The 13,886-nt window shown below is 45.3% G+C and carries 10 protein-coding genes; 4 read left to right on the top strand and 6 right to left on the bottom strand.

Translation table 11 applies throughout. The annotated features are described in order from the left end of the window. Position 1 precedes the first annotated feature (1 nt). Complete coding sequence (locus K0625_RS21825; RefSeq protein ID WP_220111588.1) at positions 2–343, top strand: DUF3325 domain-containing protein; 342 nt, start codon at positions 2–4, stop codon at positions 341–343. A gap of 95 nt (positions 344–438) precedes the next feature. On the opposite strand, the gene K0625_RS21830 is transcribed toward K0625_RS21825, so the two are convergent. After that, positions 439–816: a hypothetical protein gene (locus K0625_RS21830; protein ID WP_012325915.1), complete on the bottom strand. Its 378-nt coding sequence runs from the start codon at positions 814–816 to the stop codon at positions 439–441. Positions 817–945: 129 nt separating this feature from the next. Between K0625_RS21830 and K0625_RS21835 the strand changes: the two genes are divergently transcribed. After that, positions 946–1,839: an AraC family transcriptional regulator gene (locus tag K0625_RS21835; protein ID WP_220111569.1), complete on the top strand. Its 894-nt coding sequence runs from the start codon at positions 946–948 to the stop codon at positions 1,837–1,839. A 21-nt stretch (positions 1,840–1,860) separates the two neighbouring features. Further along, positions 1,861–2,301 carry an OsmC family protein gene (locus K0625_RS21840; RefSeq protein WP_220111570.1) on the top strand — a complete coding sequence of 147 codons (441 nt, stop codon included), beginning with the start codon at positions 1,861–1,863 and terminating at the stop codon, positions 2,299–2,301. Positions 2,302–2,317: 16 nt separating this feature from the next. Here the strand turns inward: K0625_RS21840 and K0625_RS21845 are convergent, their stop codons facing one another. From K0625_RS21845 to K0625_RS21855, 3 genes are all read right to left on the bottom strand, one after another. Beyond that, the gene (locus K0625_RS21845; RefSeq protein WP_220111589.1) at positions 2,318–3,337 is read right to left on the bottom strand and encodes an HD-GYP domain-containing protein; all 1,020 of its coding nucleotides are present in this window, start codon (positions 3,335–3,337) and stop codon (positions 2,318–2,320) included. 23 nt (positions 3,338–3,360) lie between these two features. Then, positions 3,361–8,109, bottom strand: coding sequence for a response regulator (locus K0625_RS21850; protein ID WP_220111571.1), 4,749 nt, complete (start codon positions 8,107–8,109; stop codon positions 3,361–3,363). Between the two features lie 324 nt (positions 8,110–8,433). Next, entirely contained in the window at positions 8,434–11,721 is a 3,288-nt protein-coding gene (locus K0625_RS21855) for a S41 family peptidase (RefSeq protein WP_220111572.1), read from the bottom strand. A 153-nt stretch (positions 11,722–11,874) separates the two neighbouring features. On the opposite strand from K0625_RS21855, the gene K0625_RS21860 reads away from it, so the two are divergent. Continuing rightward, positions 11,875–12,351, top strand: a complete 477-nt coding sequence (locus K0625_RS21860) for a hypothetical protein (RefSeq protein WP_232847237.1) — start codon at positions 11,875–11,877, stop codon at positions 12,349–12,351. A 63-nt stretch (positions 12,352–12,414) separates the two neighbouring features. Here the strand turns inward: K0625_RS21860 and K0625_RS21865 are convergent, their stop codons facing one another. Together K0625_RS21865 and K0625_RS21870 are read right to left on the bottom strand one after the other, a co-directional pair. After that, positions 12,415–13,254, bottom strand: coding sequence for a DUF3379 domain-containing protein (locus tag K0625_RS21865; RefSeq protein WP_220111573.1), 840 nt, complete (start codon positions 13,252–13,254; stop codon positions 12,415–12,417). Further along, positions 13,244–13,870 carry a sigma-70 family RNA polymerase sigma factor gene (locus K0625_RS21870; RefSeq protein WP_220111574.1) on the bottom strand — a complete coding sequence of 209 codons (627 nt, stop codon included), beginning with the start codon at positions 13,868–13,870 and terminating at the stop codon, positions 13,244–13,246. The genes K0625_RS21865 and K0625_RS21870 overlap by 11 nt, the downstream gene beginning before the upstream one ends. Positions 13,871–13,886 lie beyond the last annotated feature (16 nt).

Consider the following 13,886-nt stretch of genomic DNA (forward strand, 5'->3'; position numbering starts at 1 on the left):
GATGATCTCAAACTCAATGACACTTAGCTTATTGACCTTTAGTTATCTGGCTCTAGGCTGTATGGCGCTGGCGATGTTCTCCCACTTTCGTGATACTTTTAAGCGCTCACCAACTCCAGCTCAAAGCCGAGGGCTTTACTGGACAGGCTGGGGGATCCTCACTCTCAGCTATTACCTAGGCATTCGCTACCTAGGTTTTGCCTATGGCAGTATTCTGTTTACGGGGATCTTATCCTTTGCGGGGCTCTTAGTTATCTTAACCGCGAGCTACCAGCCTAAACACCTGCCCCACCTAATGGCAGGGTCTAGCTCTCTGGGTGTCGCACTCATGTTTATTGGTTAGCGATAAGCACTAAGCATAAAAAAGCCGCATTATTGCGGCCTTTTTATGCTTTGAATTGATAAGTGAGAAATAAATTCCCCGTTTTCTCGGTCAAGTTAACCTTGGATACCGTCAATGTCGTACCAAGGTGTTGGATTGATTGGGCAACGAAAGCGAACACCTTCAGATGTCACATTAATCACATCACTCTTTAAGGTTTCACCAGGCTCTAGAGGAAACATATCCAAGGCTTCATGAGTGGTAAAATTTTGTAATTGAAAACCGACAAGCTTGCCAGCCTTATTGGTAATGATAAATTGATACTTACCTGGTTTCAGCGATGCTAAAGTATCCCTTGCTGAGAAATGACCTCCATGTTGATCGAGATAGATCTCAACAACACCATCGGCATTTTTCTCTGGGGTTGCAGCGAACACATTTAAACTCAAGACTAACGCAGTAAGTGTAATAAATTGCAGAACTAATTTTTTCATTTTCTATTCCTAAAGTATGGCTGTTTAATTCCTGTTTAGAATAAGAAAAATATTGAGTTCACGGTATGCCTATGAGTCTAGACTTTATGTCTGAAGAGCTATTAAATTAACGGAGCAATGACGGTAACAATGTCAGCATTAAACGGATTACTCTCCTCCTTTCACCTCAATGCAACTATCTTTCACCGCTCACTCGTCTGCGATCCCTGGAGTACTGATACCTCAGGCTCAGGGCTTGCTAGCTTTCATCTCATCAGCTCGGGCAAAGCTTTTCTTTTTTGTGATGACTATCAAGCAGAGCCTTTAACGGCTGGCGATCTGGTGATCTTTCCCCATGACTCCCCCCATATCATCAGCCATAGCCCAGATAAACAAACAGCAAAAGCAACTGACGGCTTTGTCTCTTACCCATTTAGCGACAAGACGCCTCACTCTGCTGGGTTAATGTGTGGCTATTTCGACTTTAAAGAGGACTGTTCGCACCCTGTGATTGCCCAGCTTCCCTCCTGCATTTTGATAAAGTCACAACAAAACCATGGTGTGTTAGCCGGTATTATTGAGAGCCTGATTTTAGAGGTCTCACTCGGTGCTCAAGCCAGCGATATCATTCTCTCTCGCCTTTGTGAAGTCTTCTTTCTCAGCCTATTACGGCAACTTTCTACTAAAGATAATACTCAAATTGGCCTTTTTCGCGCCCTACAGGATACTAAGATGGCGAAGGTCCTTCAGGCCATAGATAATAATTTAGCTGCGCCATGGGATCTGAACTCACTCGCTAATATTGGCGGATACTCCCGAGCTAGCTTTATTAACCACTTTAAACACTATCTGGACAGCACTCCGCAGGAGTACCTCTCACAATTAAGATTAACTAAAGCGAAGAAACAACTCATTAGGGGTGATGCTGTACTAAAAGTTGCGTTAGATGTGGGTTATAGCAATGATGTATCATTTGCTAAGGCTTTTAAACGCTACTTTGGTTACGGACCAGGAGCATGCAGGGCTAACAACAGTTCCAGTTAATCATACATTTAAGGAGTCGTCATGAGCTTCTCAGTCATCACCCAATGGAGCACTCAAGTGAGCATTGAGGGTGAATTTAATCGAGACCACAGCGTGACATTTGGTAGTGGACAAACAGTACAGGCTTCATCTGCCCCAGAATATAAAGGCAATCAGGAGAGGGTCAATCCGGAGGAGCAGCTACTTGCTGCACTCTCGTCCTGCCATATGCTCACTTTCCTCACCATCGCACACCTAAAGCGTTTACCGGTACAAACGTATATCGATAACGCCAGTGCCATTTTAGGGAAGAATGCAGCAGGAAAAATAGCGATAGTGAAGTTAGTACTAAAACCGGAGATCGTCTTTCAATCAGGCGTCGATGTCTCAGCTGAAGTATTAGAAAAAATCCACGAAAAAGCACACGCAAACTGCTTTATCGCCAATAGCCTCTCACCTGAGATTGAGGTTATCTACTCATAGTCTAGAGCAAGCTCCTCTAACCTTGGAACTTGCTCTTAATCTCCAAAATATCATCGATACAAGCGATAAAAAGCGTCACCAGTGAAGGGTCGAAATGTCGACCCGATTCCTCTTTAAGCAGCCCTAACGCTTCATCAACACTCCATGCAGGCTTATAGGGACGAATGCTAGTCAATGCATCAAACACATCTGCAATAGCAACGATACGTCCCACCATAGGGATAGCTTCACCTTTTAAGCCATAGGGGTAACCTGAGCCATCCCATTTTTCATGGTGTGATAGAGCAACAGTGCGCGCAATACTGAGCATCTCGGAGCTATCGTCACCTAAGATCTCGGCGCCAATCTCTGCATGAGTGAGCATCACCTGCCACTCATCCTCATCCAGTTTCCCCTGTTTTTGCAAAATAGAATCAGGAATACCTATCTTACCAACATCGTGCATTGGCGCCGCCACTCTTAATGTCTCGGCATCTTTCTCACTCACTCCGGTGGCTAAGGCCAGTACATAGGTGTAATGGCTCATTCGGATAACATGCATTCCCGTTTCGTTATCTTTATACTCGGCAGCTCGCCCTAGTCTTTGCACCACTTTTAATTGGTTATCAGATATCTCTTGAGTCTTCTCTAGCACCTTCCTATCAAGCTCACGGTTTTGATTATAAAGAGCTAAGTGTGTCTTCACTCTCGAAAGCACAATGGCTGGGCTGATAGGTTTACTGATGTAATCCACGGCCCCCAGTTCAAAGCCTTTCACCTCATCCTCCTGAGCTATCTTAGCTGTAACAAAGATAATAGGGATATGGCGGGTACTATGATCCTCTTTTAACTGCCTACACACCTCATAACCATCAATACCATCCATCATTACATCCAGTAAAATGAGATCGGGAGGCGAAGGGGAACGGGTAATTTTCAGCGCGATCTCACCATTTCTTGCTACTTTGACTTTATAGAGATCGCGTAAAACACCTGCTAATACATCGATATTTTCAGGTGTATCATCAACCACCAGCACTGTCGCCTTCTCAACCATACTCTTATCCACTCTTGATATCCTTAATCCAGCTTCTCATTTAGTGACGATAACATTGAGGCAACCACAGCTCTTGCAGCTTCAAAATCATAGTTTTCTATCTGCTTACTCAGCTCATTAAACGCTTTATCTAAACTCCCACCTTTTAGAAAATATAGTTCATCGAAGATAAAGTCTCCCACTTCAGCCTCATAGTTCTCTAACATGGTATCCAATCTGTTCAACTTATCTCTCACTTCACCCTCTGACAAGTTATCCTCTGATGATTGACTCGCCTCAGCTTCACTGAAACCATCAAAATAACCAGCCAGCTCACTCCTAACCTCTACCAATTGAGCTTTGACCTTCTCAAGCTGAGCGTTAAGCGCCACCATCTCAGTGTCAGCTGTGCTGTGCTGCTTAACACACGACTCTAAGTGAACAGCCTCAGTGGCCAAATCTGTCGCCCCTATGGTGCCTGCAACCCCTTTTAAGGTATGGACAACTCTCTCAGCAGCAATAAGATCTGCCTGGGCTAAAGCCTGCATTAAATCACTTTCAAATGAGTCAGTTGAGCCGTTAAAGCGCTTAAGTACTTTACGGTACAGCGCACCATCCCCTTGTGTTCGCTCTAAGCCAGACTTGGCATCTATGCTCTTAAACTGGAACATTTCGATATCAGATCCGTGTTCCCTGTTAACATTTACCGCTATATCATCTTGAACTCTCACTGGGTGTTCCGGCTTAATAGAGTTCGCCATTGTGATAAAGGTATTTTGAACGTTTATCGGCTTTGAGATGTGATCTGTCATGCCACAGCCAATAGCCTTCTCTCTATCTCCCGCCATTGCATTAGCTGTCATGGCAATGATTGGCAGAGCTGATAGTCCCTCTATCTCTCTTATCTTCTTCGTTGCTGTGTATCCATCCATGACAGGCATCTGACAATCCATTAACACACCATCAAATGACTCCTTACGCAAACAATCGATGGCCTCCAGTCCATTGACGGCCACAACAGAGGTGATCTGGTTGTTTGAGAGCAGGTCGACAATCAACTCCCTATTTAAATCGTTATCTTCGGCAATTAAGATATGCGCCCCGGCAAGCTGCTTTAACGCAGCGCGATACATCATCTCTTTTGCAGAGCTCTTACTGCGCTTATTGACCTCTCTGCCTAAAGACTCAAGAATGGTATTAAGCAGGTGTGAGGAGGTAATAGGCTTAGTTAACACGCCGGAAAAATTGACCCCTTGGGATAGATTGATTAACTCCTCTCTACCATAGGCGGTCACCATTAACACTTTAGGTTTTTCTGCGATTAACAATGACTCTTGAATAGCCCTAGCCGTATCAACACCGCTCATGCCTGGCATCTTCCAGTCCAGAAGCACCACTTGGTACGAGGCTCCCTTCTGCTCAAGTAGTGCCATCGCCTGTTGGCCATTCGCCGCTAACGAGTATGAGATCCCATGCCCCTCTAGCATATTGGCGAAGATCTCCCTAGCATTGGCATTATCATCCACAACAAGCACATGAATATTCTCAAGGGAAACCTTATCAAATTCAGGAGTTTCAAGTGCTGAAGCTGGTGTTAAAGGCAGAATAAACTTGAAACAGCTTCCCACGCCCTCCTCGCTCTCAAAACTGATAACGCCCCCCATAAGCTCGACCAAGTTTTGACTAATCACTAAGCCTAAGCCCGTGCCGCCATGCTTACGGGTCGTGGATGAATCAGCCTGTGAAAATGCCTTAAACAGCTTTAACTGCTGCTCCTTTGACATCCCAATACCTGTGTCTGAGATCTCAAAGGCCAGCTCTATATTGGCTTGATTGGTGGAGTGAGCGTACACCTTGATCTGTACCTCTCCCTGTTCAGTAAACTTAATCGCATTGTTACTCAAGTTAGTGAGCACTTGTGATAAACGCAGGGGATCACCGTTAAAATAGGAGGGTAAAGTGGACTCAGTATTAAATAGCAGTTCAATCCCTTTATCTTTTGCTTTAAAGCCGACAAGATCGCTGACATCTTCAAGGACATCCTCCAAAGAGAAGTCGATTTTTTCAATATCTAACTTACCCGCCTCTATCTTAGAGAAATCGAGAATGTCGTTAATAATCCCCAGTAAAGACTCAGCTGAACGATTCACTTTATCGATATAATTTCGCTGTTTCCTATCAAGATCTGTCTCTAACGCAAGATGAGACATGCCAATAATGGCATTCATCGGGGTTCTGATCTCATGGCTCATGTTGGCAAGAAAGTCACTCTTAGCCCGATTGGCACTGTCAGCTTTCTGCTTGGACAGCTCCAGCTCCTTCTCCAACTGTTTGGCGGCATCAATATTCACATTGATGCCACTGATCCTTATCGCCCGCCCTTGATTATCACGCTCAAACACCTTGCCGACACTTAACATCCACTCATATTGGCCCGAATGATTAAGTAGCCTAAGCTCTTGACGGTAGATCTCTTCGTCCCCAGTAATATGAGCTTCAATTAGCTCAGTATAAAGTTCACGATCATCGGGGTGGATCAAGCCAAGCCAAGTTTTGTTACCACTTTTTAATTCAGACCACTTATCGTTACTGATGCAGAGATCACCCATCTCATAGCCCAGCATAGTCACACAGACATGGTTAATCAGCACCTTGCCCTCTAACGGAAAAGAGTCCCACATACCAAGCTGGGCACTACTGGATGCGACATCGAGACGCTCCTCTGACTCGTGTAGCTTTAATTCACTGCTTTTCTGCTCGGTAATATCAAAAATACTGACATCAAGATACTCTGCACTCCCCGAAGCATTAACGGAGAAAAGCGCACGAAACTGCACATAACGTTCGACATTAGAAGCATTAATGATCCTAACATCTGCTCTTAAAGAGGAACCATCTAAGCGACTAGACTCCATCTGTAAATTAAACTCATCCACATCGGCTGGGTGTATCAGATCAAACAGGTTAACTTTAGGCGAACCCCCTAAGAAAAACTCAATCTCATAACCGGTTATCTGGGCCATCTTTGGACTGGTATAGAGCATCTCTGAGGTGCGCCAGTCTTTACTTAATCTATATCTAAATACGGCACCTTGGATATTACTGACCATAGAGCTAAACTGAGCCTGATTATATTTCAGCTCTTTTCGTACCAACTCTCTTTGCGTCACATCCAGCAATGAGAGGCGAATATCCTCAAGCTTACCCTGCTCATCTAGCTTAGAGATCACTGTCATAGAGGCGAACTTTTTCTGTTTATCATCCCTGAAAAGCTCAACCCTAATGTCTGAGGTCACCTCACCAGAGAGCACATGATCAAGTAACTCTTGAGTAAACTCTTCGCTGTGCTTAATGACATCATTAAACTTAAGATGAGAAAAATCCTCACGCTCTCGACCCGTTAACTGAGCAAAAGCTAGGTTGTGTTTGATAAAGTTCCCCTCAATGTCCAACGACGCATAAGCCACCGGTGAGTGCTCATAGAGGTCCCACAAACGAGTCTCCCTCTCCTGCAGCTCCAAAGTGCGGGTATTCACTCTATCTTCAAGTTTCTCGTTGACCGCTTTGAGCTGCTCATGGATTCTGCGCCCTACCCAAACTGAGCCCATAAAGATGATACAGACGAGTAAGACCACCACAGCAAACATGCTGTAAACAATTCGCTGAAAACTGGTGTAGTTTTTTCTGGCCTCTTTTAGAGTGAGTTCAGATACGATGCCAAAGCCATATTTATCGCTCCAGCGCCATGCACCGATAACCTTATCCCCCTTAAAATCGATATAGCCCGTGAAATCCTCGCCATCTAAATGGTCACGGATCTGCTTGGCACTCTCTGTAAGGTAGATCTGATCACTTGAACTAGGAGAGATCCCCGCAGCTTCATAACTGCTTTTGGGAATTTGAGAGATGAGGTTCAATACTGATGTTTGCCCCTTTTTCAATAATCCAAGGTCAACCAGCTTGCTGTTAAAGCGACTCTCGGTTAATAAGCGACCACGATCATCGACAAAATATGAATCTCCAGTTTCCCCAACATGAGCACTACTGGTCAGTTTTGAGAACTCTTTATAGGGGTTAATGCGCAGCGCCAGCACCGCGGGAATAGTGCCATTAACGAACTCAATAGGGCTCATTACAAACATGGTTGGAGTGTTCTTATTGAAGCTACCATCGGGAGTTTCAAGCTCAACATCTGAGTGCATCGGCGGGGTTATCACTATCTCGCCATTAAAAGCACTGGCCAAAAGCTCCGGGTATTTGGTCTGAACAATATTGATCAACCCTAAGTTTGCATCTCGGTTTGACGCAAGGTTTATCCCATCTGGTGCGATAATAAAAAAACCCATGGTGCCAAACGGCTTACTGTAACGAAAATAAGCGGAGCGGGCCCACTCCACATCAGAGTCGAGCAGTAAGCTCTCCCTGTCTCTCGGCGCATGGAGCAGATCCTCCACATGGCTATGAAGTATGGGATTAAACGCGACACTTAAGATCCTATCTTCCCATCCCGATACCCAAGCTTCAATCGCTGCATCGGCAACATCAACGACCCCTAACAGGGACTGGCCGCTCTTCTCTCGGTCATTTTTGTCCGCAACAATCAGTCCAATCTTGGCGATAAGAAAGATGATGGTGACAAAAATAATCACCCCCGCCCCCGCTAAACGACCGTAGCGTGCGTAACCAGAAAATTTCTCTTTATCTTTAATCGTTAATAAACGCAAACGCCAAAACACAACACAAAGCGCAAGTAACATGACCACAAGTAAGGCAATTTGAAGCAACTTATCCATAGGGATACCCAAAAAAGAAAAAGCTACAGAGCCGCAAAGCGGCATCACTAATATCAATCAAATACAATCAAATATACAAGAAATTTCCCCTCAGAGGGTACTTGAATATAAAAATTAAAGAGATATGCAGAATAATTAACTATTGAGAGCTGAATTTTCACTCTGATTTAGTGAAATATAGACGGGGATAATCAAAAATGGGGGTTACAGGCCTGGGAACTGCTTGGCCGTAACCCCCTAATATGTTCATAACAGACGAGGTGAAGGTCTGCGTACAACATAAACGCTTACTTCAAACTGATACTCAGTTGAGTGGATCTCGGTCTACTTAATATCTTCGGCCATCCCTTTAGCAGGAATAGGTTGAGCCTTCAGGGGAAGAACAGGCGCTTGTACCAGCTCCTCTTTGAGATAACTGATGGCACGCTCTAATTGAGCGTCGCGACCTTTAAAGGTCGCATAGGGTAAGTTATCAACCTCAATATCAGGACTCACCCCACGCCCCTCCAGCACCCAACGTCCATCCATCGCATATTGAGGGTATTCGGCAACCCGAGCCATCCCTTTATCCGTTAATGAATTTCGGCCTGATAGCCAGACACCGGCTCCAGCAGTTTGCTTGCCAATAAGTGGAGCGATCCCGAGCGCCTTGACACCAGCAGAGAAGGTTTCACCGTCGGAATAGGTTAATTGATCGGTCAACACCACTAAATGTCCACGGAAAGTCTGCTGCATATTAGTACTAGGTGTTCCACGAGTTGGCTGCCAGAAAGCCCATGTTCTGCGCAGTAATTTCTCGATAATCCAACTATCGATATTACCGCCACGATTACGGCGAACATCAATCACAAGACCCGCTTTATCGAAGTTTGCATAAAACTCACGAGCAAAGCTGGCAATATCACCACTGCCCATGGCATACAGGTGCAGATAACCAAACTCTCCGTCGCTGGCCTCACTCACTTTTTCAGCATTTGAATTAACCCAATCTAAATATCTAAGCTTGGCATCACGACTAGCAGACACAGGTTTAACTATGGTCTTGTGCTGTTTACTGCCGCGCTTGAGGGTCAGCAGCACCTGTTTTTTAGCCTGATTAGTTAAAAAACGAGTCACATCGGCGCGGTTTGTGATGCTCTTACCGTTAATCTCCACCAAGATATCACCGACTTTAGCGTCCACTCCAATCTGCGCCAGTGGGGCGGCTTGAGATGGCAACTCAGGATCGTTGGCATAGATATGAGTGATCTCTACTCCATTTTTTGTCTGTGCTAAACGAGCGCCAAGACTTGCCGCTTTTGCCATATCCTGATCTTTAGGAAGGTCGCCACCACGCACCTGAGAGTGCAGTGAGTCTAACTCGCCCATCATCTGTTTAAAGATATCATTGAGTTCATGTCGATCGGTTAATCTGTCCACCAATGGTTGATACTTTTGCTTTGTCGCTTGCCAGTCAAGACCGCGCATCTGCTTATCAAAGAAAGAGTCCCTGTGCATTAGCCAAGCATCTTCAAACATCTGCTGCCACTCAAGTGCAGGCTCTATGGCTAACTGCCACGCTTGGGTCTGCACCTTAGCATTGGTCAACTTTTTAGGAAGCTTGTCAGCAGCATCGACGATCAACATATCTTGACCATCTTTGCTGTGCTTACGGATAAAGAGTTTCTTGCCATCGACTGAGAGACCAAAACTGCCAACATCCTCACTAAAGGTCTCAACCTTTGGTGATAAAGGGTCAAACTTAACCACTTTAAGGGCTGGTACACTCTCTTTGCCCGAAGCCTGCTCAATAAAATAGAGGCCGTTATCGTTCACCTTAAGCGCAGAGTAGTTACCCGAAGCAACTGGCACCTGCCATAAACGCTGACCCAGACCATTCCAATCGACTTTAACGTCCGCTGTGCCCGCTGCTTTGTCCTCTTTACCAACCGATCTTGTTTGGGTTAACTCATCAGGTTGACGAAATGGGAACTTGGCATCTTTATCTAAGGCTAAAGCAAATATTTCAGTACGCTTATCAAACATAGGGCCCATATTACGATCGCCCCAAGGCGAGGTAGGAGTTGAGCTAAATTGACGGTCTGAGAGAAAGTATAGCCATTGACCGTCAGGGCTAAATGCTGGTGCGTATGACTCATATTTATCACTGGTTAAGGTTTCACTTCGATCATCATCCAATGAATAAAGCACTATTTGCGGCCTTGGTGTGCCTAACTCAAATTTGGTCACGGCGATGTATTGGCTATCCCCCGACCAAACCACATCGGCATAGGGACCTAAGCCTTCGCCTTGAGTAATGATTTTTTTAGTGCGATTCCTTTTCAGGTCCAATAGCCAAAGGTCACCATTGTAATCATCTGTCGCGATGTAACGACCATCGGGCGAAAGCTTAATCCCCATCCGCAGAGTCGTGCCATCTTTAGTTAACTGTTTTGCTCCCTGACTGCCATCGGCAGGAAAACGCCAGATCTCCTGCTCTCCCGATGCATCGCTTATCCCATACACCCAGTTTCCATCTGGACTCATCACAGCAGATCGCACTCGGCTGCTTCCAGGAAGTGCCAATTCAACTAGGCGAGAGCCATCGGTTCCCGCTATCGCAACATGACTTCTTGCCGTGATAACAACCTTATCCCCCTCAGGTGAAAGCTGAGTAGAGGTCGCATACTTCATCGGGCTATTGACCCAGTGAGCACGGCGATGGGGAAAGTCAGAAACCAGTTGAATATCCAGAGTGCGGCTCTCATGATTACTCAGATCTAGCAACTTTATGTCAGCCCCTTGCTGAAACACTATCTTGCCTTTATCTAGACGCGCTCCACGAACCGACCACTCTTTAAAATCACTGATCTGCTTGATATCACTGCCATCGAGTGCCATCGACCAGAAGTTATCATTGCCATCTGCATCACTGATAAAATAGAGACGGTTGTCCCACAACATAGGTTGACGAACAGAGCCTTGATGAGCACTAGTTAATAACTTCGCCTCTTGATCTGAGTTGAGCTTATAACGCCATAATTCGCCCTTAGCGCCACCACGATAGACCTTGGCATTATCTCCTGTGGTTTGTAGACCAAAACGCGTAAAGTAAAGGTACTCGCCCTTATCATCAATTGCCCCTTCAATGGCATCGGCCAGCGGCAGGTCTTGAGCCTCTAACGTCCCGGGGTTAACCGTTCTCAATACCCAGTAGTTAGCCGGACCAAAAGCATTATCAGTGGCGTAAAGCACTTTGCCATCAGCTGTCCAGCCCTGAACCCGAACACGACTATTTTCAAAACTTACCCGCTTAGCCTGACCACCCGCTATCGGGATCACATAGACCTCACTGGCCCCCTCATAGTTGGCGACATAAGCCACCCACTTACCATCTTTAGAGATAGTTGCCCCTAACTCCTGTGCAGGCAAACTCGTTAACCTTTGCGCTTGCAGCTCACCCATCGGCTTAGTCCAGAGATCACCTTCGGCGGTAAAAACTAACGTATTGTCACTCAGCGCTGGTGCTCGGTAGTAGCCTGGAAGTGCTGTCGATTCTGATGCAATCGCGGTCGAAAAATTTAGACCACCGAGTGCCAATAGGGTGCAAATAAGTGAGAGGCGAGGTTTCATTTTTAGCTCATTATTTTTATTTAAATTTTTATGGCCAACAAGGTAACAAACTTTTATTAATTCAACAGTAAAATAGTCAGTAAGAATTATTACTAAATGTGTACAGCTAACTGACTATACTTAACAAATATTATCCAATAACTCGGGTTATCTATGGAGCAAGGCGATCAGGAGAGTGCTGCAACAAAAACAGTCTTGGAAGATATTGAGATCATGAATGAAGCAGATGCTTTGCCTATCAGACAAGATCCTATTATCGACAAGCTACTCAAAAAACTACCAAAAGAGATCGCCGATAGCTATACAGATACACAGCTGCAAGGATTCAGGATAGCCTTAGGCGATCGGACTTGGGCCAAGCACTTTATCGATAACCGTGGCACCTTTTCATTTCCCTTTGTTCGTTTACGTTTTTTTTATGTCTTCCTACTAGGCAAAAACAAACGTGCTTATACACGGCGTGAGAAACATGCTTCTATGTTGATGTTTGTCGGCTTGGTATTAAGTTTTATCGCCATCAGTATCCTTTTAGGCTTATTCATCCTCTACATCCTAAAATCGGCAATGGGGATAGATCTGCTGGAGGGCACTTCACTAGGGATATGGGATTGGTTTAGAGACCTGCTTTAACACCATTTTGACAGTTTTCAGCCCCTAATAGACTGGCTATCAGGGGCTGTTTCTTAAGGTTAGCTACTTATCTGAGCTTGGCACTTTAGGCTTAGGCAGAGGAATAATGACCTGCTCACTTAACGCTTTCCATCTGACGTATTGAGGGTGCTCCTCACTTCTTAACTCTGGATAGTTTCTGCGGATCTTCAACACTAATTTTTCAGCGTCAGCCCACTTCTCCATCTCCACTAAACTTTCAAGATGATTCAGCGCCTGTTTTGCACTCACCACAGCTTCACGTTGAGACGCGGTCTTAGCCGACTTACTACTAGAGAGAGATTCAATTTTCGCTCTCACATCTTGGTCAATATCATCAATTGATATCGCAATACCTTCCATATTTGGATCGCTTTGCTGCTGAGCAGTGTTAAGTGACGACTTTGCAGGTAAGGCTTCTGCTTGAGGCGCACTTGCCATGGCTCTAGGTGCAGTTCGTTCCATCTTATCGGTTGCTTGCACATTTTGCTCTTCAACACCTTTATCTCCAGCATAGGAGCGAGTCTCCATTGCCGCAGGCTGCGTACTCTCACCGTCTCCAAGCTCACCTTGTGGCTCACTCATCTGCATCATAACTGGAACATCATCAGACAATATATCTTGGGTGACATCTTGATTAATCAAGAGTAAGGTTGCGACAAACATGACAGAGGCTGCCGATGACAGTGGCCAACGATGGCGACGCCAAAAACTCGTCTCTACGATGACCACATTATCATCTTGGCTTTTTTTCACTGAAGCTCGAGCAAGCTTTAAAATCGCCTCATCCAATTCAGCACTGGGCACCTCCAGCTCCTGAGCTCGGTATAACTGCTGAAGTTCATCATCAAATTCAGCAGGTTTATCAACATTTTCATCTTTCACTTTCAACCTCCTGCCATTTGTTCATGACACACGTCTTTAAACTCTGATTGGCGTAACGAATACGACTTTTCGTCGCCTCAAGTGATGTTCCGACCACCTCGGCAATGGTTCCAGCCGTAAACCCCGCTTCCATATTAAGCAGCAAAGCCTCTTTTTGTACTGTAGGCAGTAGTGAGATGCAGTGCTTAAGCAGCTGAGCTTTAGTCCAGGCTATAAATTGCGTTTCTGGCGCTTGCTCATCACTCGGTAAAAAAGAGTCTGCGTCCTGCTCCTCGGTGAATACTTCACTAAAGTGATCCACAGGCTTTACGGCTCTAACGTGATCAATCAGTAGGTTATGTGCAATTCGATACAGCCAAGTGGTGAACTTCGCACTTGCCTCATAACTCGCCGCTGCTTTAATCACCCGCCCCCAAGTGTCTTGATAAAGATCTTCAGCCAACTGAAGGTCACCTATCTGACGAACGAAATAGCGATATAAACCGCCCTTATGTTTTTGATACAGTGACTCAAATGCTGACATATCTCCCTGCATATATTGCAACATTAAGACTTGATCACTGTCAGCTTCGCCTCTCTTATCCAATGCTTCTGCCACGCGATTCTCCAAACTCATCGGCCTCCCTGAACCT

The organism is Shewanella nanhaiensis (genome assembly GCF_019457885.1).
GTDB classification, from domain to species: Bacteria; Pseudomonadota; Gammaproteobacteria; order Enterobacterales; family Shewanellaceae; genus Shewanella; species Shewanella nanhaiensis.

Bases quoted from the DNA above. Each gene is read 5' to 3' on its own strand.
- K0625_RS21825 (WP_220111588.1), top strand. From the start codon at position 2: ATGATCTCAAACTCAATGACACTTAGCTTATTGACCTTTAGTTATCTG.
- K0625_RS21850 (WP_220111571.1), bottom strand. From the start codon at position 8,109: ATGGATAAGTTGCTTCAAATTGCCTTACTTGTGGTCATGTTACTTGCG.
- K0625_RS21835 (WP_220111569.1), top strand. From the start codon at position 946: ATGTCAGCATTAAACGGATTACTCTCCTCCTTTCACCTCAATGCAACT.
- K0625_RS21845 (WP_220111589.1), bottom strand. From the start codon at position 3,337: ATGGTTGAGAAGGCGACAGTGCTGGTGGTTGATGATACACCTGAAAAT.
- K0625_RS21860 (WP_232847237.1), top strand. From the start codon at position 11,875: ATGGAGCAAGGCGATCAGGAGAGTGCTGCAACAAAAACAGTCTTGGAA.
- K0625_RS21830 (WP_012325915.1), bottom strand. From the start codon at position 816: ATGAAAAAATTAGTTCTGCAATTTATTACACTTACTGCGTTAGTCTTG.
- K0625_RS21855 (WP_220111572.1), bottom strand. From the start codon at position 11,721: ATGAAACCTCGCCTCTCACTTATTTGCACCCTATTGGCACTCGGTGGT.
- K0625_RS21870 (WP_220111574.1), bottom strand. From the start codon at position 13,870: ATGAGTTTGGAGAATCGCGTGGCAGAAGCATTGGATAAGAGAGGCGAA.
- K0625_RS21840 (WP_220111570.1), top strand. From the start codon at position 1,861: ATGAGCTTCTCAGTCATCACCCAATGGAGCACTCAAGTGAGCATTGAG.